The 21,519-nt window shown below is 63.8% G+C and carries 22 protein-coding genes; 12 read left to right on the top strand and 10 right to left on the bottom strand.

Features of this window, described 5'->3' with window-relative positions; all coding sequences use genetic code 11:
* Nucleotides 1–18: 18 nt before the first annotated feature.
* Nucleotides 19–654, bottom strand: coding sequence for a uracil phosphoribosyltransferase (gene upp, locus QYQ98_RS07920; protein WP_302006321.1), 636 nt, complete (start codon nucleotides 652–654; stop codon nucleotides 19–21).
* 79 nt (nucleotides 655–733) lie between these two features.
* Between upp and QYQ98_RS07915 the strand changes: the two genes are divergently transcribed.
* Genes QYQ98_RS07915 through QYQ98_RS07905 form a run of 3 tightly spaced genes read left to right on the top strand, consistent with a single transcriptional unit; the run spans nucleotide 734 to nucleotide 3,270 of the window.
* Entirely contained in the window at nucleotides 734–1,009 is a 276-nt protein-coding gene (locus tag QYQ98_RS07915) for a hypothetical protein (protein WP_302006319.1), read from the top strand.
* 26 nt (nucleotides 1,010–1,035) lie between these two features.
* Nucleotides 1,036–1,992, top strand: a complete 957-nt coding sequence (locus QYQ98_RS07910; RefSeq protein WP_302006318.1) for a C40 family peptidase — start codon at nucleotides 1,036–1,038, stop codon at nucleotides 1,990–1,992.
* A gap of 39 nt (nucleotides 1,993–2,031) precedes the next feature.
* Nucleotides 2,032–3,270, top strand: a complete 1,239-nt coding sequence (locus QYQ98_RS07905; protein ID WP_302006317.1) for a hypothetical protein — start codon at nucleotides 2,032–2,034, stop codon at nucleotides 3,268–3,270.
* Between the two features lie 70 nt (nucleotides 3,271–3,340).
* Here QYQ98_RS07905 and QYQ98_RS07900 read toward each other — a convergent pair whose 3' ends face one another.
* Entirely contained in the window at nucleotides 3,341–4,117 is a 777-nt protein-coding gene (locus tag QYQ98_RS07900; protein WP_367881624.1) for a VIT family protein, read from the bottom strand.
* Between the two features lie 159 nt (nucleotides 4,118–4,276).
* On the opposite strand from QYQ98_RS07900, the gene QYQ98_RS07895 reads away from it, so the two are divergent.
* Entirely contained in the window at nucleotides 4,277–5,647 is a 1,371-nt protein-coding gene (locus tag QYQ98_RS07895; protein WP_302006316.1) for a D-alanyl-D-alanine carboxypeptidase family protein, read from the top strand.
* Here QYQ98_RS07895 and QYQ98_RS07890 read toward each other — a convergent pair.
* Together QYQ98_RS07890 and trpS are read right to left on the bottom strand one after the other, a co-directional pair.
* Nucleotides 5,607–6,692, bottom strand: coding sequence for a YhjD/YihY/BrkB family envelope integrity protein (locus QYQ98_RS07890; protein ID WP_302006315.1), 1,086 nt, complete (start codon nucleotides 6,690–6,692; stop codon nucleotides 5,607–5,609). The genes QYQ98_RS07895 and QYQ98_RS07890 overlap by 41 nt on opposite strands.
* A gap of 125 nt (nucleotides 6,693–6,817) precedes the next feature.
* Nucleotides 6,818–7,891 (bottom strand): tryptophan--tRNA ligase, encoded by a 1,074-nt coding sequence (gene trpS, locus QYQ98_RS07885; RefSeq protein WP_302006314.1) that lies wholly within the window; start codon nucleotides 7,889–7,891, stop codon nucleotides 6,818–6,820.
* Between the two features lie 128 nt (nucleotides 7,892–8,019).
* On the opposite strand from trpS, the gene QYQ98_RS07880 reads away from it, so the two are divergent.
* Both QYQ98_RS07880 and QYQ98_RS07875 read left to right on the top strand, forming a co-directional pair.
* Nucleotides 8,020–8,328, top strand: a complete 309-nt coding sequence (locus QYQ98_RS07880; protein ID WP_302006313.1) for a type II toxin-antitoxin system Phd/YefM family antitoxin — start codon at nucleotides 8,020–8,022, stop codon at nucleotides 8,326–8,328.
* A 9-nt stretch (nucleotides 8,329–8,337) separates the two neighbouring features.
* Nucleotides 8,338–8,739, top strand: coding sequence for a type II toxin-antitoxin system VapC family toxin (locus QYQ98_RS07875; RefSeq protein ID WP_302006312.1), 402 nt, complete (start codon nucleotides 8,338–8,340; stop codon nucleotides 8,737–8,739).
* A 10-nt stretch (nucleotides 8,740–8,749) separates the two neighbouring features.
* Here QYQ98_RS07875 and QYQ98_RS07870 read toward each other — a convergent pair whose 3' ends face one another.
* A complete protein-coding gene (locus tag QYQ98_RS07870) occupies nucleotides 8,750–9,655 on the bottom strand; it encodes an exodeoxyribonuclease III (protein WP_302006311.1) in 906 nt (301 codons plus the stop codon).
* 120 nt (nucleotides 9,656–9,775) lie between these two features.
* On the opposite strand from QYQ98_RS07870, the gene QYQ98_RS07865 reads away from it, so the two are divergent.
* Nucleotides 9,776–11,989 (top strand): NADP-dependent isocitrate dehydrogenase, encoded by a 2,214-nt coding sequence (locus QYQ98_RS07865; RefSeq protein WP_302006310.1) that lies wholly within the window; start codon nucleotides 9,776–9,778, stop codon nucleotides 11,987–11,989.
* Between the two features lie 377 nt (nucleotides 11,990–12,366).
* Here QYQ98_RS07865 and QYQ98_RS07860 read toward each other — a convergent pair whose 3' ends face one another.
* Nucleotides 12,367–13,284, bottom strand: coding sequence for a hypothetical protein (locus tag QYQ98_RS07860; protein ID WP_302006309.1), 918 nt, complete (start codon nucleotides 13,282–13,284; stop codon nucleotides 12,367–12,369).
* A gap of 172 nt (nucleotides 13,285–13,456) precedes the next feature.
* On the opposite strand from QYQ98_RS07860, the gene QYQ98_RS07855 reads away from it, so the two are divergent.
* Together QYQ98_RS07855 and QYQ98_RS07850 are read left to right on the top strand one after the other, a co-directional pair.
* Nucleotides 13,457–14,833 carry an O-acetylhomoserine/O-acetylserine sulfhydrylase gene (locus tag QYQ98_RS07855; RefSeq protein WP_302006308.1) on the top strand — a complete coding sequence of 459 codons (1,377 nt, stop codon included), beginning with the start codon at nucleotides 13,457–13,459 and terminating at the stop codon, nucleotides 14,831–14,833.
* Nucleotides 14,830–15,972: a homoserine O-acetyltransferase gene (locus QYQ98_RS07850; protein ID WP_302006307.1), complete on the top strand. Its 1,143-nt coding sequence runs from the start codon at nucleotides 14,830–14,832 to the stop codon at nucleotides 15,970–15,972. Before QYQ98_RS07855 ends, QYQ98_RS07850 begins: the two co-directional genes overlap by 4 nt.
* Here the strand turns inward: QYQ98_RS07850 and QYQ98_RS07845 are convergent.
* Both QYQ98_RS07845 and QYQ98_RS07840 read right to left on the bottom strand, forming a co-directional pair.
* The gene (locus tag QYQ98_RS07845) at nucleotides 15,969–16,379 is read right to left on the bottom strand and encodes a DUF3017 domain-containing protein (RefSeq protein ID WP_367881623.1); all 411 of its coding nucleotides are present in this window, start codon (nucleotides 16,377–16,379) and stop codon (nucleotides 15,969–15,971) included. The genes QYQ98_RS07850 and QYQ98_RS07845 overlap by 4 nt on opposite strands.
* Nucleotides 16,351–17,211: a bifunctional methylenetetrahydrofolate dehydrogenase/methenyltetrahydrofolate cyclohydrolase gene (locus QYQ98_RS07840; RefSeq protein WP_302006306.1), complete on the bottom strand. Its 861-nt coding sequence runs from the start codon at nucleotides 17,209–17,211 to the stop codon at nucleotides 16,351–16,353. Before QYQ98_RS07840 ends, QYQ98_RS07845 begins: the two co-directional genes overlap by 29 nt.
* Before the next feature lie 145 nt (nucleotides 17,212–17,356).
* Between QYQ98_RS07840 and QYQ98_RS07835 the strand changes: the two genes are divergently transcribed.
* Both QYQ98_RS07835 and QYQ98_RS07830 read left to right on the top strand, forming a co-directional pair.
* A complete protein-coding gene (locus QYQ98_RS07835) occupies nucleotides 17,357–18,742 on the top strand; it encodes a M20 family metallopeptidase (protein WP_302006305.1) in 1,386 nt (461 codons plus the stop codon).
* Between the two features lie 10 nt (nucleotides 18,743–18,752).
* Nucleotides 18,753–19,223 (top strand): tRNA (cytidine(34)-2'-O)-methyltransferase, encoded by a 471-nt coding sequence (locus QYQ98_RS07830; protein ID WP_302006304.1) that lies wholly within the window; start codon nucleotides 18,753–18,755, stop codon nucleotides 19,221–19,223.
* Nucleotides 19,224–19,291: 68 nt separating this feature from the next.
* Here the strand turns inward: QYQ98_RS07830 and QYQ98_RS07825 are convergent, their stop codons facing one another.
* Nucleotides 19,292–19,672 (bottom strand): PH domain-containing protein, encoded by a 381-nt coding sequence (locus QYQ98_RS07825; protein WP_302007733.1) that lies wholly within the window; start codon nucleotides 19,670–19,672, stop codon nucleotides 19,292–19,294.
* Between the two features lie 161 nt (nucleotides 19,673–19,833).
* On the bottom strand, nucleotides 19,834–20,832 hold the full coding sequence (locus QYQ98_RS07820; protein ID WP_302006303.1) for a cytochrome b/b6 domain-containing protein: 999 nt from the start codon (nucleotides 20,830–20,832) through the stop codon (nucleotides 19,834–19,836).
* Here QYQ98_RS07820 and QYQ98_RS07815 point away from each other — a divergent pair.
* Nucleotides 20,831–21,346, top strand: coding sequence for a hypothetical protein (locus QYQ98_RS07815; protein WP_302006302.1), 516 nt, complete (start codon nucleotides 20,831–20,833; stop codon nucleotides 21,344–21,346). The two genes, QYQ98_RS07820 and QYQ98_RS07815, sit on opposite strands and share 2 nt — an antisense overlap.
* Nucleotides 21,347–21,519: the final 173 nt, after the last annotated feature.

The following is a 21,519-nucleotide window of genomic DNA, read 5'->3' as shown; positions in this document are numbered from 1 at the left end:
GTTGCCACCACAAATGTTTTAAAGGTGAATATTCCGCGGCCCGTAGAGCCGGTCACCCGCGTCGCCCAGGCCGGGGACGATGTATGCGTCGTCGTTCAGCGCCGGATCCACTGCCGCGGTGATCAACCGCAGCGGCACACCCATTTCCTTCAGACGATCCACACCCGGCTGTGCGGAGACGACGCAAATGACCGTGATGTCGTCCGCCCCGCGGGCTGTGAGCAGGTCGATTGCATGCACGAGCGAACCGCCCGTAGCCAGCATCGGGTCGACTAGGTACACCGGCTGGCCCGACAAGTCGTCCGGCAGCGCCTCGAGGTACGGCACCGGCTCGTGCGTCTCCTCGTTGCGAGCCAGGCCGATGAAGCCGACCTGAGCGTCGGGGATCATCGACAAAGCCGGATCCACCAAACCCAAGCCCGCGCGAATGACTGGAACGATGATCGGCGGGTTCTTCAGCCGCGTCCCATCCGCGGTGCCGACCGGGGTGATGCAGTCATAGGTCTCCGTCTCCAGGTCCCGTGACGCCTCGTACACAAGCATCGCCCCGAGATCTGACAGTGCGGCGCGGAAACCCGAGTTATTCGTGCGCTCGTCGCGGAGCCGGGTCAAACGCGCCTGGGCCAGGGGGTGGTCGATGATCGTGATGTCCATAGCCCCCCATGCTATCGCGGAATTTTTCGTGCCGATGGAACCGGACCGGCTGTTGGACAGTCCAATAAGCATGCACATTTTGAGTCTGGATACTGCCGCCACGGAAACTGATCTCGCTTCGCTGCGCGCTGATGCCGATGCCCTAACGCCCACCTCGCTGCCGCCGCTACCCGCCCACGGCCCGCTCGCTGGTTTGGCGGAGGCCCTTGCGCGCGCCGTCTCCGCCGCGAACGATCAAGCCGCTTTGCTCTCGCGCGAAGCCCACAGGGTCGCGAACAACATGATGGAGTTCAGCCGCACTGCCTCGCTTATCGACGTCTCAGCTGCCCGCCGCTTCAACTCCCTGCACCCATGACTGCCGCGTTGAATCCAGCGGGACCCATGCCCGCTCTAGTCTCCGCCGGGTCTGCGCTCATTGAGCCGGTGCTGCACGCCATCGGCGAATCGGCTCCTGCTCCATTGCCCGATATCGTTGTCGGCGGGACACCGAATTTCGTCGCCGCCGAACCGTTGGCTGCCGTCGTGGGCGCCGACCCCGGCCGCCTGCTTGCCGCCGCGCAACACCTCACCGCCGACCGCGGGGAGATCGATGCCGTGATCGGGGAAGCCATTACACTGATCGCTCACGCCGCGGCCGGTATCACCGCTACCGGCCAACACTTCCTTGCATCCGCGGCGGCGCTTGCGCCCGGCTTGCTCGCGGGACCCGCCGGATTCGCTGCGGCACTGAAGTTGGCAGAGCTGGCGGACGGGGCGCTGGCGGACGTCGATAAGCAGCTCGGCGAATTGCGCTCTGCATTGGAACCGCTCGTGGCGCGCTTAAACGCCCTGGTCGCCGCAGCGGAGCAGCGCGATCCGCTCGTGCCCTCAGTTGCTGCTCAAAACGCGGAAGAGGAGCTCCGCGCGATGACCCAACCAGTAGCCGTCGAATCGGCCGGAGCTTCCGAAACACCCGATGCGCCCGCGCCTGCTCCCGCACCCCCGACGGGCGGAAGTGAGGCCGGGCGCGCCGCCGTCGCTGCGGCGAAATCCATGGTGGGCACCCCATACGTGTGGGGCGGCAATTCCCCCGGCGGATTCGATTGTTCCGGGCTCACCTCATGGGCCTACCAACAAGCCGGGGTGGACATACCGCGCACCGCGGAGAACCAGGCGATCGGCCAACAAGTCAGCTACGAGGACCTCCAGCCGGGTGACCTTGTTGTCTGGTCCGGTCACGTAGCTATGTACGCCGGCGACGGAATGATGGTGGAGGCAGGCGACCCGGTGCAGGTGAATCCAGTGCGCACCTCCAACATTGGCATGCCGTTCAAGGGGTTCTGGCGGCCGACAACCTAGCGCCCAGTTTTCGGCCCGCGTTTAGTAATGTGAATTCCCATGACTACGCGCGCGATTCTCCCGGTGAAGATCTCGTTGACGGAAGGCGACTTTTACACGCTATGGGCCCCGACCTGGCGCCAAGGCGGCACCGAATGGCAGGCGTTCCTCGGCGACGCCGAAGATGTCCTCGTATTCACCAGCCCCGCAGCTCTTCTGGTGTACCTCGAGGACAACACCAGCCATGATCTCACCGATCACCCAAAATGGGACGTGTTCCAGGCTGGCGGCGAAGACCGCGTCGTGCCCGGCGAGAAGAATGAATACGACATCATCGGCCTACCGTCGTACCTTGCCGGCCGCCCGAGCCACGAGAATGTCTCCGCGGTGTCCCGCACGTTCCAGATCACCCGCTCCCTCGCCGAAGTCTCCAGCGCGCAGGATGCATCGATCTTCTTCGCTTCCCACTCCATCCTCAACAACGTGCACCGCGGCCACGAGCACTTCTCAGGACAATCCGGCCTCGATGAATGGTCCGGTGTCGGCCGCACCGTACTGACCAATTGGGAGAACGTGGTGGCCTCCTTGGACGGATCCGTCCGTGTTGTCGACGATAGCGAGCTCGACTCCAGCCGAGTTTCCGCCGCCGCAGACGACATCGCCGCAGCCACCGCTGTCCGCGAAGAGCAGCGGGCGAACGCAGAGAAAGAAGCCGAAGCCGCACGCGCCGCCGCCGATCCTTATGACAGCTCCGCCTGGGCCAATGCCGGCATTGACCCAGTGAAGATCGCGGTACAAGGCAAAGGCGTCTATACGATGCGCACCTACGTGGGCGATTCCCCCGTTTTCCTGGGCAAATTCGGCGAGATCTTCACCTTCCCCACTGCCAAGCACATGCTGCGCTGGATCGTCGACAACGAGGACCACGACTTGGCCCGCGTAAGCACATGGTCGGACCTGCAGGCCCTTGCCAATGCCGGCGAGCTCGACGTCACCGTTCACCCCGACAACTCCTATTCGCTCAACGGCATCGCCTCCGACATCGAAAAAGGCGTCGACGCGGTGGACACCCAGCAGATGACCAAGGCCTACGAGCTCATGGCCGACGCCGCCGACTGGGCCGACGACGACTCCCTGAACTCCTACCTCTTGGCCAACCCCCGCATTCAGGACTACCTGGCCTACATGATGGGATCCACCGAAGCCGCAGGCTATGTCCCCTCCGCCCCGTTCAACGACAAGGCCGACGGTTGGCGCGAGCTCGAGGAGATGCTAGTCAAGCGCTTCTCTAAGTTCTAGCCGCGGCGTTTCACCGCTCGGCGAAGCCGCGACACTCATGCGCTTGGCCGCACGGCTCGTTGCCGCTGGGTTACGCCACGGCGGTGCCGAAGAGAGAACCGACGGCGAAGGTCGCCGCGAGTGCTAAGCCGCCTCCGATGACCAGCCGGACCACTGCCCTGCCCGGCTTGGCGCCACCGAGCTTCGCGGAAATGGCGCCGGTGATGGCCAGCGCAATGAGGGTCACCGCGACGCAGACAATGACTCGGATCGCCGCAGGCGCCAAGATGATCGCGGCAAGCGGTAGCAGTGCTCCGACAAAGAAAGAGAAGAAGGACGCGATGCCCGCGGACCAAGGACTGACAATGTCCTCTTCGTCAATGCCGTAGTGGATCTCCAAGTGGGCAGCCAGAGGATCGGTCTGGGTGCGCTCGCGGGCCACCGCCACCGCTGTCTCGGAGGAAAGACCGGAGTTCTTGTACGCCTGCACGAGGTGGTGGAATTCCGCCTCGGGATCCTTGGCCTGTAGTTTCCGCTCGGAATCCACGGCAGCCTTTTCGGCGTCGCGCTGCGAGGACACGGACACGTACTCGCCCAGGGCCATGGAGATCGCTCCACCGACCAGAGCCGCGACACCGGCCGTGAAGATCTCGCGGGAGTTCGTGGTGGCACCGGCAACACCCACGACCACCGCAGCCGTGGAGACGATGCCGTCGTTCGCGCCAAGCACCGCGGCGCGTAAGCGATTGAGTTTCTCCCCCATACCGTGGGTTTCTACATCCACCTCAGGGAAATCGGACTGTTCTAAGTAGTCGGGCGCGTCGCCGCGCTTCGTATCCGCCTCGATTGTCTTTTCTTTATTGCTCATACCGCTAGTAGTACCTGCTCCCGTTTTACTTACGCAAGCAAGTAAGTACTAACTAACCGCAGGTGAGAGGCCATTTTCGGGTGAGGCTACACTTGCTTCGCAGGCACACACGCGAGTTATGAGGCTATCGCTGGGGCGCCGTCCTAGACTTATCGCACGATGAAGAAGAAGCTCTCTATCGCGATGGCCGCGGCCATCGCCCCCGCCACCATCGTGCCCGTCTCCCCGCTAGGAGCGGCACAGACACCGAATGATCCCGGCGTTGCCGCCACTGCCACTGCCACCGCACCGGCAGCCGAGGACGTAGCGGGGACCGATGTCGGTGCAGATGCCGAGGCCGAAGCCACCAACGGAGACGCACCGCACTACCCGGACCCGCGCGAAGAGGCACCGAACACCGATAAATGCCCGCACGCGACGCTGCCGCCGGAGCCGGTAAGCACCTCCGAACGTCTCGCCCCCGGTGTGACCAGTCCGGCGCCGCTGCCGGTGGAGTACGACGGCCCGTGCGGCATCGTCGCCCCGAGCGGCTTCACCGTCAGCGACAAGGTGCTGGCAACTTCATGGCTGGTTGCCGACATCGACACCGGCGACGTCATTGCTATGAAAGACCCGCACGGACGCTACCGCCCCGCCTCCATCATCAAAGTCCTCCTCGCGCTGGTGGTCATCGACGAGCTGCCGCTGGACAAAGTGGTCACCGTCAGCGAAGAATCTGCAGGCCAGGAAGGCTCCGCAGTTGGTATGGGGGCCGGCGGCCAGTACTCCGTCGACGATCTGCTGCACGGCCTGTTGATGGTCTCCGGAAACGACGCCGCCCATGCCCTCGCCCAGGTTCTAGGCGGGGACGATGTCACGCTACGCAAGGTCAACGAGAAGGCCGCTGAGCTAGGCATGAAGGACACCCGCGCCGCGAGCTACTCCGGGTTGGACGCCCCCGGCATGTCCACGTCGGCGTGGGACATGGGCATCGCGTATACACACGCGTACAAGAACCCGACGTTCGCAAACATCGTCGCCACAGAGATGTACCCCTTCCCCGGGTACACGGCCGCGGATGGCGAGGAGATACCGGGCTTCGACGTCTACAACGACAACAAGCTTTACCTCAACGACCCGGATGGCATCGGCGGCAAGACGGGCTACACGGACGACGCGAAGCACACGTTCGTCGGCGCACTCGACCGGGGCGGCCGCCGAGTCATGGCCGTCGTCCTCGACACCACGGTCGATCGAGGCCGCGCATGGGAGCAGACGCAGGACCTCATTCACGAGGGCTACAAGTTCACTTCGAAGGACGCCGTAGCATCGCTTGCCGACGCCACCGCCAACCCCTCCAACACCGGAACCCCCGTCACCGACTCCCCCGGCGACGGCTCCTCAGCAGATGGCCGCGCCGCCCGCTCAAACGCCGAAGACGGCGCACTTCCGTGGGAAGGAATCGCCGTCTTCGTGGGCGTTCTCGCCCTGGCCGGGCTGGGAACCGGGCTTAGTCTCGCGTCAGCAAAGAAACGGCGGCAACGCCGATAGCGCCGACCGCGGCGCCGATACCGAGGTTGCGGCCGGTGTTGTCCTTCTCGTTAATGCCCGCGCGGATATTGATCACGGCAGGCTCCGGAACCGCTGGCTTCTCCTGAGCCAGGGATTCCTTCGTCGTCGCCGTCCACGCGGAGACGTAGAGCACCACACGCCAGACTAGGTAGAGCACGACCATCAGCGAGATGATCGGGCCGAACAGAGCACCAGCCGGGTTGCCCGTGGCCGAACCGATGATCACAGTGGAGAACTGCTTGATCAGTTCGAAGATCACCGCACCCAGCAGTGCCCCCTTGAAACCGGACTTCAACGGCACCTTGGTGCGCGGCATGAACACGATCAACCACCAGAACACCAGGAAGTTCGCCAAAATACCTGCGACCAGGCCCGCCAACCAGACCACGAAACGCGCACCTGGGAACTCACCGATACCGAAGTGCTCCATTGCCGTTGTGGTCAAGCTCGACGACCCCACAGCGGTGACACCGAACGCGATGATCAGCAGCACGATCAAGCCGATCAGCGCCAGCAGATCCCACAGCTTCTTCGTCGCAAAGTTGCCGCCCTCACTCGGGTCGATCGTCCACATGGCGCTGATGCCGGAACGCAGGTGGTTCATCCAGCCCAGACCGGACCACAGCGTGGTCAGCAAACCGATTCCCGCGACCGCGCCGCGTTGGTCGATCGCCGACTCCACGACCTTATTCACCGCGTCACCGGCATCGCCCTCGACCATGTTGGCGATCTGGTCCTGAATCTGCTGCATCAAATCCGGCCGCGCCGCCAGCACGAAACCGAGCGCCGCGAACAGCAGCATTGCGAGCGGGAAGAGCGAGAGAACCGAGAAGTACGTGATGCCCGCGGCGAACTGGTTGCCGCCCTCCGACGCGAAGCGGTCGTTCATGCGCATCAGGTGTGCGACCGGCGGCGCCTTCTCCTCCACCTTTGCCATTGCCCCGTTGTCCTGCTGGGTCGGGTGGGCGCGTTCAATCCCTTGCTCATCCGTGAAGCCCTCACGGGGCGACGTGGCAGTTGCCATGGGTATATCGGTCCTTTCGTGAGTTATCGCTCATACATGGTAAAACACCGGCCCGACACCTGCGCCGCAACGGGGCGTGGAAGGTGTCGGGCCGGTGGGGCCAAGCGACGTCGATAAGCGAGCTATTAACGGCGGGGAACGAGGAAACCGGTCTTCTCGTAGACATCGGCGAGCAGCGGCTGCGCGACCTCGCGTGCCCGCTGGGCGCCCCGGGCGAGAATGTCCTCGAGCTGGGCGCGGTCGCTCATGAGCTCGTCGTAGCGGGCGCGCAACGGAGTGGTGAACGCCTCGAGCGCATCCGCCGTGTCCCCTTTCAGTGCGCCGTAGCCCTGACCCTCATATCCAGCAACGATCGCATCGATGCTGTTGCCCGTCAGCGCGGACTGGATGGCCAGCAAGTTCGACACGCCCGGCTTGGCTTCCCGGTCAAAAGCGATCACACCGTCATTGTCCGTCACAGCGGACTTGATGCGCTTGGCGGAGGTCTTCGGCTCATCCAGCAGGTTGATGATGCCCTTCGGGTTCGACCCCGACTTACTCATCTTCGACGTCGGTTCCTGCAGGTCGTAGATCTTCGCAGATCCCTCCGGAATGAAGCCCTCCGGCACAACAAACGTCGTGCCGTAACGGCCGTTGAAACGCTCCGCTAACGTGCGCGTCAACTCCAAGTGCTGGCGCTGGTCTTCTCCCACCGGCACGAGCTGCGGCGAGTACAGCAAAATGTCCGCCGCCATGAGCACCGGGTACGTGAACAGACCCACCGACGTGCGGTCCTGCCCCTGCTTCGCCGACTTGTCCTTGAACTGCGTCATCCGGCTTGCCTCACCGAAGCCCGTGAGGCACTGCAGCACCCACGTCAGCTCGGCATGCTCCGGCACGTGTGACTGCACGAACAGCGTCGACTTAGCTGGGTCGATGCCCAGCGCAATCAGCTGTGCCACGCCTTTCAGCGTGCGTTCCCGTAGCTCCTGCGGCTCCTGCTGCACCGTGATCGCGTGCAAGTCCGGGATGAAATAGAACGCCTCAAAATCATCCTGCAGATCAATCCACTGCTTCAACGCACCGAGGTAATTGCCCAGGTGGTACGAATCAGCCGTCGGCTGGATGCCCGACAGCACACGCTGGACACCGGCCTGCGCGGCCTGTTCCTGAGCATTTTCGAGGTTTGCGGGGTTTGCGGCGTTCTCTGCAGGAGTCATGGGCAACAGTGTAGCCACCACGGGCACCACCGCCGGTTTAAGACTGATTCCCTTTGCTTCCCCTGTCGCTCATTCAGGTCCGTTTTCTGGGCTTCCTCATGGTTCACCCCAGTTGCTACGCTTGTAGCATGTCTGCCGCACCGGCCCCTCAAACACCTGGAACCCCCGGTTCTTTCCATGAGCCGCGCCACATCCCCCAGCGAGAACTACGCAATGACAGCAGCCGCATTTTGAGGGAGGTGGAGGAAGGTGCCGAATTCATCATCACGAACCGCGGCCGTCCGGTCGCCCGACTGACCGGCCTGGTGGACGTGCACCACTCCGGTCTTACCTTCACACCGGCTTCGCGGCCGCCCGAATTCAACGTTGAAGACCTCGCCGATCTGGACATCAGTACCAAGGAGTTGCTCGCGGACCTGCGGGACGAAAGGATTTAAGGCCCAGCCATGGAGACGTGGTACATGGACACCTCGGCGGCGGTGAAGTTGCTCGTACTGGAAGATGAATCGCCCGCCCTCATCGAGGCCATCAATACTCGCGCCCCACTGCTGTGTTCTTCCAACCTGCTCATCACGGAGCTGAGCCGCGCACAGCAACGCACTTCCTCGATCCGCCCGGCGGCCGTGCGAAACGTCTTGTTGCGCCTGCAGCTTATCGACGTCAACCGCACCGTCTTCGAGCACGCCGGCCTCATTCCAGGAGCGAATCTCCGTTCCCTCGATGCCATTCACATCGCTGCCGCGTTGCTTGGCGGATGCACCTCGATGGTGACCTACGACCACCGGATGGCAGAGGCCGCGGAGAGAAGCGGCCTCGAGGTTTACTCACCAGGCGTTTCGGGCAGTTAGTTTCGGGGAATTAGCGGTACTCGACCAACAGCGGCGAGTGGTCGGACCAGCGTTCCTCCACCGTTGCGGCCTTTTCCACCCAGGTCCGCTCGGCGCGTTCGAGCATGTTGGCAGTGACGGCCTGGTAGTCGATGCGCCAACCGGCGTTGTTGTTGAAAGCCTGGCCGCGGTAGGTCCACCAGGTGTACGGGGCGTCGTCGGGCTGGAGACGGCGGGCAACGTCGAACCAGCGCGGCTCCGCGCAGGCTGAGCGGCGTTGGTCGCTGACGTACTCCACCGCACCGAAGAAGCCGGCCTCATCCTTGGCGTCGATGTCCTGGGCCTCATCGTCCGGGTAGCAGCCGAAGACGGAGTCCATGAACGCGCGCTCCCCCGGCAGGAAGCCGGAGGACTTCTGGTTCCCCTTCCAGTTCTTCAAGTCCTCGCGCCGGTGGCAGATATTCCAGTCGCCGCCGATGACCATGTCCTTGTGCTGCTCAGCCCACTGGGCGAGCAGAGGCTCGAACTGGTCCAGGAAACGCCACTTCTCGTCCTGCTTCTCAGTTCCGGTGCTGCCGGAGGGGAGATAGAGGGAGGAGACCACGGTGCCGTCGTCAAGCGTGCCCGCGATGAAGCGGCCGGAATCTTCGAAGGACGGGATGCCGACGCGGACGTCGTTAAGCGGCGTGCACGACGCGATACCCACGCCCGCGCGCCCCTTCGCCTCTGCCGGCGCGATATACACGTGCCAGCCTTGCTCAATCGCGGGCGCGAGCGCAGCCTCCGCCTGCTTCTCCGTCGCACGGACCTCCTGCATAAGCACCACGTCTGCCGATGTCTCCTCGAGCCAAGCGAGCATGCCCGGGTTGTTCTCGTTGCGCACCTTCGTGGCGGCGCGGATGCCGTTGACGTTGATCGACGCGATAGTGAGGCTCATGCGGGAACACATTACCGCGGCGGTGCGCGGACTCAAGACGGCGGACTGTCCGCGTTATGAGTACGCTAGTGGGCTGACACATTGAGAAAATAGAACTTTTTTGATTACTTGAGGTGACCCATGGCCAAAATCATCTGGACCAAGACGGACGAAGCCCCGCTTCTAGCGACGTACTCCCTCAAACCCATCGTCGAAGCATTCGCCTCCAACGCAGGCGTCGACGTGGAGACCTACGACATTTCCCTGGCGGGCCGCATTCTTGCCCAGTTCCCCGACTACCTCTCCGACGACCAGAAGGTACCGGACTACCTGGGCGAGCTCGGCGAGCTGGCACGCACGCCGGACGCCAACATTGTGAAGCTGCCCAACATCTCCGCTTCCCTGGTCCAGCTGCGCAAGGCTATTAAGGAACTGCAAGACGCCGGATTCGACATTCCCGACTACCCGGCCAACCCCACCAACGAAACACAGGAAGACATCCGCAAGCGTTACGACGCTGTGAAGGGCTCCGCCGTCAACCCCGTCCTCCGCCAGGGCAACTCCGACCGTCGCGCGCCGCGGTCGGTGAAGAACTTCGCCCGCAAGCACCCCCACTCCATGGGCGAATGGTCCTCCGACTCCAAGACGAATGTGGCCACCATGGAAGCCGACGACTTCCGCCACAACGAGAAGTCCGTCATCATCGAAAACGACGACACTTTGACGATGAAGCTCGTCGGCGCCGACAAAGAGCGCACCTTCCGCGACGACGTGAAAGTCTCCGCCGGTGACGTCGTCGACGCGACCTACATGTCCGTCAAGGCCCTCGACGCCTTCCTCCTCGAAGCCCTCGAACGCGCCAAGAAAGAAGACATCCTCTTCTCCGTCCACCTCAAGGCCACCATGATGAAGGTCTCCGACCCCATTATCTTCGGCCACGTCGTCCGCGCCTTCTTCAAAGACGTTTACGACCAGCACGGCGACGAACTGCTCGAAGCCGGCCTTGACGGCGAGAGCGGCCTCGGCGCCATTTACAGCGGCCTGTCCGACCTGGAGAACGGTGAAGAGATCCGCGAGGCCTTCGACAAAGCCATGGCCAACGGCCCCGCACTCGCCCAGGTGAACTCCCACAAGGGCATCACCAACCTGCACGTGCCGTCCGACGTCATTGTCGACGCCTCCATGCCCGCCATGATCCGCACCTCCGGCCACATGTGGAACGCCGACGACCAGGAAGAAGACACCCTGGCTGTCATCCCGGACTCCTCCTACGCTGGTGTCTACCAGACCGTCATCGACGACTGCCGCGCCAACGGCGCCTATGACCCGACCACCATGGGTACCTCCCCCAACGTCGGCCTCATGGCGCAGAAGGCCGAGGAATACGGCTCCCACGACAAGACCTTCAAGATGCCTTTCGACGGCACCATGCAGGTCGTTGCTAGCGACGGCACCGTCCTGATGGAGCACACCGTGGAAAAGGGCGACATCTGGCGCGCTTGCCACACCGGCGGCCCCGCAATCGAGGACTGGGTCAAGCTCGCCGCCGACCGCGCCCGCAAGTCCGGTATGAAGACCATCTTCTGGCTCGACCCGAAGCGCGCCCACGACACCAACATCCAGAAGATCGCCGAGACCCAGCTTGCCGACCTGAACACCGACGGCCTGGATATCTCTTTCGCTTCCCCAGAGGAAGCCACGAAGATCACCGTCGACCGCATCCGCCGCGGCGAAGACACCATCTCCGTCACCGGCAACGTCCTGCGCGACTACAACACCGACCTCTTCCCCATCCTCGAACTGGGCACCTCCGCCAAGATGCTCTCCGTCGTACCGCTCATGGCCGGAGGAGGCCTCTTCGAAACCGGTGCCGGCGGCTCCGCCCCGAAGCACGTCCAGCAGGTCGAAGAGGAAAACCACCTGCGCTGGGACTCCCTCGGCGAATACCTCGCCCTCACCGAGTCCTTCCGCCACGAGCAGGAGAAGAACGACAACGCCCGCGCCGGTGTCCTCGGCGACACCCTCGACCGCGCCATCGAGATCTTCCTCACCGAGGGCCGCTCCCCGTCCCGCAAGGCCGGCGAAATCGACGACCGCGGATCCCACTACTTCATCGCCCGCTACTGGGCCGAAGAGCTGGCATCCCAGTCCGACGACGCCGAGCTGGCCTCCGGTTTCAAGCAGATCGCCGCCGAACTCCGTGACAACGAAGAGCAGATCCTGCAAGAGCTTCTCGATGTCCAAGGCAGCCCCGCCGACCTCGGCGGCTACTACTGGCTCGATGACGAGAAGACCACCAAGGTCATGCGCCCGTCCGAGACGTTCAACCGCATCGTCGACGAGCTGGAGAGCTAGCGGCCGCCGTTAGCTCCAGCTCGGATGCAGCTACCGCTCCGCTGCAGCTACAACTCCGCTACCGGTGGCTGCCTCTCGGCTCCGCTACTGACCCGCTACCGCCGGTTGCCTCCCCGAACGGGAGGACGGCTGGGTACGTGCGACGTCGAGAAGCGGAGCTTTTCTAAACACCTATTCCTGGATACCTATTCACAAGGTCGGCAGATTTTCCGCCGAACCCGTCACCTTGTGAATAGGTATCCAGGAATAGGTATTTGCGTCATGTCCATGGCCGTAGTCATCATCATGGCCGTAACCATGACCGTGGTCGTCATCATGTCCGTAACGATGTCCGTCACCGTGGCCGTGGCCATAACCACCGAGACGGCGCTCCGGCGCTAGCTCTGTGCCCGCTCGACCGGGCCGCGCCGCCGGGCCTCGATGACCATAAGAATGTCATCAACGAATTTGTCGGGGTATTTGAGCAGGAATTCCGGGGAGACCCGTCGGAACACATAGCCCTGGTTCTCGATCTCCCGCTGGCGCATCAGATCCTTGTAGGCCAGCTTCTGCCCGTCTTCGCCTTCGTATTTCTTGCGGCCGTCGATCTCGATGAGAAGCCAACCGCCAATGCAGAGGTCAGGGCGGAAACGGCCGATCTGGAACTGAGCCGTGATGTCGTCGATTCCCGCTTCGATGAGCAATGCGCGGGCGTAGCTCTCATAGGGGGACTCGGAGCGGTCGATCGCGTGCTCCAGGCATCGCCTTACAGTAGCGATTCCTTTCTTCCGCCCCATAGCTTCGATGTACTGGCGGATCTCGTTCCGTGTGAAGCCGTTGTTCAGGAGGCAATCGGCCGCCACAAGCCCCTCGGCGAAGCCGTGGTACCTGGCGATATCAACGAACGTCCGGATCGCGCTAGTGACACTCACACCATGAACAGTCGTGATGTCAGAGTCAGACAATGTCCCGTAGCGGTATGTGTAGCGCTCACTGTTCGCCCGGGATGGTGATGCTTTTCCACTTTTCAGCGCAAGTTCTATTGTCTCAGTGGAGGTGGCGATGACCCACATATTCCAGATCCGAGCAGCCGAACGCGCCACAAGGACCGATCCGGTGGAACTCCGTGCAGCGGCATAGGCGAGCAGATAGCGTTTCTCGTGGTAAGGCAAAGCGGTGAAATCACCGGTGGGATAGCAGAGCGTGCCAGGAAGAGCTTTGTACTGCGATAATTCGTGGGCGGTCGCACCCTTCATGCTCAGGACGCGGAAGTCTGTCAGCGGGCGAGTGAGCTCTGCGATGCGTTCAGCATTCATACACTCTTAGACTTCACCGCCTAACGACGGGTTCCGTCGCCGATTTAGATTCACGGTGCACGGCCAGCCCACACGTGCAAATAGACAGCTTGGTCCGGTTTTCGAAAGTGCAGCCGTCGTCATCGTGTGAAAAGTGTTTGCGACGGCCAGCGACCAGTCCTAGCTTGGTGCCATGACGAACGAGACTGAGCCCCAGCCGGCCGAAGCGAACCAGGCGAACTCCACCCCGCACTACGACAACAGCGCTGCGAACGACTGGTCCTTCGACACCCGCGCCATCCACGCGGGCCAGAGCGTTGACAACGGAGTTGGCGCGCGAAACCAGCCGATTTACATGACCACGTCCTACGTGTTCAACGATACGCAGCACGCGCAGGATCGTTTCGCGTTGGCGGATCCGGGCCCGATTTACACCCGCATCACGAACCCGACGCAGGAGGCGCTGGAGAACCGTCTGGCGTCGCTTGAGGGCGGTGTCGCGGCGGTGGCATTCTCCTCGGGCATGGCGGCGGAGACGGCGGCGATCACGAACCTGGCCAGTGCGGGCGACCACATCGTCACGTCCCCGCGCTTGTACGGCGGTACGGAGACGCTGTTCGAGGTGACACTGCCACGTTTAGGCATCGAGGTCAGCTTCGTGGACAACCCGGACGACCCGGACAGCTGGCAGCAAGCGGTCAAGCCGAACACGAAGGCGTTCTACGGCGAGACTTTCGGCAACCCGATCGCGGACGTGCTGGACATCCCGGCTGTCGCACAGATCGCGCACAATAATCAGGTGCCGTTGATCGTGGACAACACCATGGCTACTGCGGCAATCGCCCGTCCGTTGGAGCTAGGCGCGGACATCGTGGTCGTGTCCACGACGAAGTTCTACACCGGCAACGGGGCAGCTCTCGGCGGCGCGATTATCGACGGCGGCTCCTTCGACTGGACCGTCACCCGCGACGGCGAACCGGTCTTCCCGTACTTCGTCAACCCGGACCCCGCCTACCACGGTCTCGTGTACGCAGACCTCGGCGCACCGGCATTCGCGGTGAAGGCCCGCGCAGGTGTCCTCCGCGACACAGGTGCCGCCATTTCGCCGTTCAATGCCTGGGTGGCGCTGCAGGGGATGGATACGCTTGGCCTGCGCGTCGAAAAGCATAATGCGAATGCGCTGAAGGTCGCTGAATACCTGGCGGCGAAGGACGAGGTGGCGCACGTGAATTTTGCGGGGCTGCCGGATTCGCCGCACTACGCCACGAAGGAAAAGCTCGGCCTGCAGTACACAGGGTCGGTGCTGTCTTTCGATCTCGCGGGTGATCCGAGCGACAAGACGCAGGCGTGGGCGTTCATCGACGCGTTGAAGCTGCATTCCAACCTGGCAAATATCGGCGATGTCCGCTCGCTCGTCGTGCACCCCGCGACCACGACGCACTCGCAGTCCACGGAGGCTGGCCTGGCCCGCGCCGGCATCACGCAGGCGACGATCCGCCTGTCGGTGGGCATCGAGGACATCGACGACATCCTCGCTGACCTCGACCGTGGATTCGCTGCAATCGCATGATTATTCTCCCGCCCGAAGGCGAACTAACCACCCAGCCGATCGGCGACGTGCGCACAGAAGCCGGCGCCACGATCCGCGACGTGCGCATCGCTTATCGACGTTGGGGTGCCTTCACTGGCGACCCCCACGGCCGCAACAACCTCATCCTGGTCGAGCACGCGTTGACCGGCGACTCGAACGCCGCCGGCTGGTGGGAGGGCCTGATCGGCCCCGGCGCACCGCTGGACACCGACCGTTTCTGCGTCGTGTGCACGAATGTTCTCGGCGGCTGCTCCGGTTCGACCGGCCCGTCGAGTGAGCACCCCGACGGCGGGGCGTGGGGCTCGCGCTTCCCCGCCATCTCCATCCGCGACCAGGTGCGGGCGGAAGCGCAGTTCTTGGAGAGTCTCGGGATCAACAGCATGCACGCCATTGTCGGCGGCTCCATGGGCGGGGCGCGCGCTCTGGAGTGGACGATCATGTACCCGGATTGGGCGAATTACGCCTGCGTGATCGCCATGTCCGCCCGCGCGTCCGCATGGCAAATCGGCATCCAGACAGCACAGATCACGTCGATCGTGCGCGACCCGGACTGGCAGGGCGGCGACTACTACGGCACCGGCCGCTCCCCCGATGCGGGCCTGGCCGCTGCCCGCCGCATCGCCCACCTGACCTACCGCGGCGAGCAGGAGATCGACGAACGCTTCGGCACCATGTCCCAGCCGGGCGAGAACCCCTTAGGCGCCTTCCGCGACGAGCAGCAGCGCTTCGCCGTGCAGAGCTACCTCGATCACCAGGGCGAGCAGCTGGTCAGGCGTTTCGACGCCGGCTCCTACGTCGCCATCACCGAATCCCTGTCACGCCACGACATCGGCCGCGGACGCGGCGGCCTCAACCGCGCACTGGCGCAGATCAGCGTGCCCACGATGGTCGTCGGCGTGGACACCGACATCTTGTACCCGTTCCACCAGCAGGAACACTTGTCGCGCAACATCGGCAATCTGCTGGCCATGAACAAGATCGTTTCCCCCGTCGGCCACGACGCATTCCTTGTGGAGACCCGCCAGATGGGCCACATCCTGCGCAATTTCATCATTCTGGCGGACCAGACCCCGTCTGCAACGGACCTGGCGAAGACCCGCGGGCACTACGAGATCTAACTGCCCAGCGAGTCCACCGACACAGCCAGCCACACCAAGCCAGCGCCGGCGGTAGTGGCGAACATCGCGTCGAACCGCCGGGAGCGCACTGCGAGCAACCCCATGACCTGGGAATCGCAGGTGAGGCGGCAGGCAGTGAGCCACAGCATCGCCGCACCGAGGGTGAAACAGGCGCGGCGCCAATGCTCGGTCACCGCGAACAGGGTCGCCACCACGAAGCCGAGCACGAACACCCCGACCATGACCTGCTGCGCTCGCAGCGGCAGACGCGACGGCGGGTTTCCGATGTCGTGCGGATTATCCAGGCTCGGTGGCACCGGCCCGGCCGAGGCAGAACTGCCACTGGCTGCCGGGCCGGCCCCGTTGTGAGCGGGCAGCTTACTGGGCTCCGGCAAGGCGCTCGGCACGCTCGACGATGTTGCGCACCAGGAACGTGCGGGTCATCGGACCGACACCACCCGGGTTCGGGGAGACCCAGCCGGCCTTTTCCCAAACGTCGGGGTGGACGTCGCCGGTGGTCTTGCCGTCGACACGCGAAACCCCCACGTCGAGCACAGCGGCACCTTCCTTGATCATGTCGGCGGTAATCATGTGGGGCTTACCGGCGGCTGCGATGATCACGTCGGCGCGGCGGGTCTCAGCAGCCAGATCCTTAGTGCCGGTGTGGCACAGCACCGCGGTAGCGTTGACATCGCGCTTGGTCAGCATGAGCGAGATCGGACGGCCGACGGTCACACCGCGGCCGATCACGCACACGATCGCGCCGTTCAGATCGACGCCGAAACGCTCAAGCAGCGCGAGCGAACCGTTCGGGGTGCACGGCAGCGGCGCGGGCTCGTTGAGCACGAGGCGGCCCAGGTTCACCGGGTGGAGGCCGTCGGCATCCTTGTCCGGGTCGATCAGGCCCAGCACGCGGTTCTCGTCCAGGTGCTTCGGCAGGGGAAGCTGCACGATGTAGCCGGTGACAGCGGGGTCGTGGTTGAGTTCGTCGATAAGCGCATCGAGCTCTTCCTGCGTGCAGTCGCCCGGCAGCTCCTTCATGATCGACGCGATGCCGAGCTGCTCGCAATCCTTGTGCTTCATGCGCACATAGTTCTGGCTGGCGGGGTCCTCGCCGACGAGCACCGTGGCCAGGCCCGGCGTGATCCCGTGTTCTTCCTTGAGACGAGCCACGCGAGCTTCGAGGTCCGCGAAAATCTCCTCGCGGTAGAGTTTTCCGTCCAATTTGATCGCAGTCACGGACACCATCTTAAACACCAGTGTTTCCCCGCGCGGGCCCCATCGCGCCACCCCATCGCGCCACCCCATCGCGCTGGCAGGGACTACCATCGGCTCCGAACGCTCATCACCACATTCGAAGAGAATTCTCGAGGAGGCGGGACACGTGACCGAATCCGCACCAGATGACCTGAATACCCTCTACACCCGAATCGATGACGCTGCCGGCGCCATTGCCGAGGATGTGACAGCGTGGCGCCACCACCTGCACAAGAACCCGGAGTTGTCGAACCGGGAGGTCGAAACCGAGCAGTTCATCGTCGAGCGTCTCGAGGAGTTCGGAATCACCGATATCAGCCAGGGTATCGCCGGGCACGGGGTCGTCGCGCGGATCGCCGGGGGTCGGAGCGAAAACGGCTTCGGTGAAGACGACCGCAGCGAGAACAGTGAGAGCAGCGAGAACAGCCGCACCATACTCCTCCGCGCCGACATCGATGCACTACCGGTGAAGGAGAAATCGGGCGAGGACTTCGCGTCGGAGAAGGTAGACACGGACTACCCCGGTGGACCATTTCCCGTGGCGCACGCCTGCGGCCACGACACACACACCGCGATGCTGCTCGGCGCGGCGAAAATCCTCCACGACATCCGCGAAGAGCTGAGAGGCGAGGTCCTGCTGGTCTTCCAGCCAGCTGAGGAAGGACCGCCTCCGGGTGAGGACGGCGGCGCGTCGCTAATGGTCGAGGAGATGGAACAGCGTGGCATGTTCGACCCCGCACCCACCATGGCCTTCGGCATGCACATCACCCCGATGCCGGTCGGGGCGATCGGATACGCCCGCGGAATCCAGCACGCTGCGTCCGAAACCGTCAAGATCACCATCGAAGGCAAGCAGGTCCACGGCTCGACACCGTGGCTCGGCGTTGATCCCATGCCGGCTGTCGGCGACATCCTGAGCAATATCGGTCAGATCTACCGCCAAGTGGATGTCCAGGAGCGCTTCTCCATCTCACTCGGCCACATCGTGGACGAGGGCCGGTTCAATATCGTGGGCAACAAAGTGGAGATCTGGGGGACAGTCCGGGCGTTGCGACCTGAGGTGATGTCCGACGTCAACGAGCGGATCGAGCGCTACGTCACCCACACCGCCGCAGCTCACGGCTGCACAGGCGAGGTTGAATTCCTCGACCAGATCCCCGCCGTCGCCCACACACAGGAATGGATCGACGCGATCATGCCTACTTACCGGCGGGTCGCCGGGGACAAGCCCGTCATCGAGGTCCCGCCGGCCATGGGGTACGACGACGTCTCCGAGTTCACCTCCCGCTTCGGCGGGGTCTACGGGCTGCTCGGCGGGCAGAACATCGCGTTCACCGAGGACGGCGGCATCACGCCCACAAACGGCGACGACCGCGGTTTCGCCGCAAACCACTCCCCGCAGTTCTACGTCAACGACGACGCCCTCACCTACGGTGTCCGCCTTCACGCACACGTCGCGGTCAATCACCTGCTCGGTGAACTCGATGACGGGGACGGCCAGCCGCGCTCCTAAGCTAGGGTGCATGCCGCCGCTGCACGTCATCTTCGACAACCCCGTCATCCCGCCGAACACCGGCAACGCGATCCGCATGTGCGCAGGCACCGGTGCCACGCTCCACCTCGTGCGCCCGCTGGGTTTCTCCCTCGACGACAAGCACCTACGTCGGTCGGGCCTCGACTACCACGACCTCGCCCACGTCGAGGTCCACGACGACATCGACGCATGCTTCGCATCGCTTATCGACGCCCGCATCTTCGCCTTCACCACCCAAGCCACCCGCCACTTCACCGACGTGGCTTTTCAGCCGGGCGACGCTTTATTGTTCGGGACCGAGCCGACCGGCCTTCCCCGGGAGCATTCCCACCATGAGCGCGTGACCGACCAGCTCCGTATCCCGATGCTGCCCGGACGACGGTCGATGAACCTCTCCAATTCCGCCGCCGTGGCCACGTACGAAGCGTGGCGGCAGCTTGGCTTCCCCGGAGGGATGTGAATCGGAGGGGTGTGAATCCGTTCAGCCCCGGTCCCGAGGATCGGCGAGAGGCGGCAGCTCGCGGGCGCTCAACTCACCGACCAGACGGTGGCGGTCTGATCTGTGCGGCGGAGCGGTTTCGCGGGAATGGGTGAGAGGGAAAGGGCTTGGCTGGAGGCGTCGATAGGCGACGGGATGCGAGCGCGCTTCGGTGAGCGGACATCCCACGCGGGCGACGTGACCTGGTGTGCACCTAGCGGGCTGATCGCCGTGATGAGGTCGACGGCTTGCTCGCGCGTGCCGTCCGGCAGCAACCGCGACGTGCCGGACTGCTTGTTGGACTCCCGTCCGTACCCGGCCACGTTGACGGTGACTGTCCACCAGCCGAACGGCCGCCACAACATGGGTTGGGACAGCCCGTTGGCGTGGATGCGGTCCAAGGGCACCGCTTGCCTGCGCCGATTGGCTATTCGAGCTTCCGCGAAACCGGGTTCATCTCCTTCGGGGAAGTGGGCAGCTACGGCGCGGGATCGTCGTCACGTGCGTGCCTCCTTCGGGCGTGGGTGTGAGCCGGCATGTACGGCTCGGGAACAGCATGTACGGCTCGGGAACAGGCTGCATAGGCGCCACCCTACCGTGCGGTCACCTCGCCGAAACGGCGCGCGACGGGAGCCAGCACCGCCGGCTTCGTAGCCACCCACGCACCCGCGATCACCGCAAGCGACACCAAGAGAATGATGAAACCCAGCCAGTTATTCGCATACACGTCCGGGTCGACATCGCCGCGCGCCACGTACATGTTGTTCAGATTGCGCAAAACACCCGTGGCCAGCACCAACAGCACGTGAACCACCACGAACACCAGGAAGTAGACCATCACCGGGAAGTGGATCTTGCGAGCAACCGACGCCGGGAACAGCTTGTTCGCCGCCGTCCACTCGTTCTTCCACCACATACTCATGCGCACACCCGACGCGATCGCCAACGGCGCCGCGATGAACACCGTGACAAAATAAGCCAGCTGCTGCAGCGCGTTGTAATTCACCCACGCGTTCTCCGTCGGCCAATCCAACGTCAGGTACTGCAGACCCGCCGACAGCGCATTCGGGAACACCTCCCAACTCGTCGGCACCACCCGCATCCACTGGCCCGTCGTGAACAGCAGAACCACGAAGATCGCACCATTGACCACCCACAGCACGTCCAAGGCCAAGTGGATCCACAACGTCAGACTGATCTTCTTCCCACCGTCGCGCGGCCGCCAGTACGCATCCGGCTTCCTCTGGGTGCGCACCTGCCACCCCGTCTTCACGATCAATGCCATCAAGAACATATTGAAAAAGTGCGACCACCCCAGCCACGCCGGCAGCCCCACCGGCGCAGTATCCGGCAGCGGGTTCTCACCCGGGTAGTGCGCCAAGAAGTCCTGCCCCGCGCCGTTATTCAGAAACGCGCGCGCCGCGAATACAGCCACCAACAACAGCACTGCCAAGCCAAGCACGCCGAGCGTAGCAACACGACGCCATCCGCCTTTCGACGTCTCCCCCTTCCCGGCCCCCCTTACTTTCTCCGGCGCGGTTGCGCTCCCGGACTCGGCTGACTTCCTTGAGGCGGTTGCGCTTCCGGGCATGGTTGCTTTCCGCGCCCCAGCACGATCTTCCGGCTTCGAACTCGAAGACGCCACTGGCTGCGTATCGGATGCACGTTCTTCGCTCGCTGTGGGCTTCGCCGTTCCAGGTACAGCGGCACCCGGTGCAGCCCCACCCGGCGTCGCCGCTGGTTTCACCGCCCCGCCCGGCGTCACCGCGCTAGGCGGTTTCGGAGCAGCAGGTGCTCCGGGCACAGCCACACTCGTTGCCGCCGGAGGTTTCGGCGCCGTGTTCCCAGGTTCCACGGCTGTAGGCGGTTTCGGAGCAGCCGCGGTCGCGCTTCCGGGGGGCTTAGGTGCAGCTCCTCCCGGTACCGGTGGCTTCGGCGCAGCCGCAGCGGGCGCAGCCGGTGGATTTGGGGCCGCCGGTGCTTCCGGCGCTGTCGGCGCCTTCGGTGTCGCGGGTGCTCCCGGTACGGATGGCGGCTTCGGCGCGGAGGGGACGTCGTTGGACGATGCTGCCTTGGGAATGTTGTTGCTAGTCATCGCTGCTTAGATTATCCAAGCGTTCGGGATGGGTGGAACCTAGCTTCTCTGAAACAGGGGTTTACATTCGCAGCGCCGGGTGAGCTGTTTGGACCAATCGGTTACCGCCTTCGCACCTTCACAGTGAGGCTAGTGAGGGGGTGACTTTTCATTGGCCCTGGCTGACGACCTATTGATCATCAG

The sequence above is a fragment of the Corynebacterium sp. P3-F1 genome, assembly GCF_030503635.1.
In the GTDB taxonomy this organism is placed as follows: domain Bacteria; phylum Actinomycetota; class Actinomycetes; order Mycobacteriales; family Mycobacteriaceae; genus Corynebacterium.
Note: the sequence above shows the minus strand (reverse complement) of the source record. Positions and strands in the feature narration are given on the sequence as shown.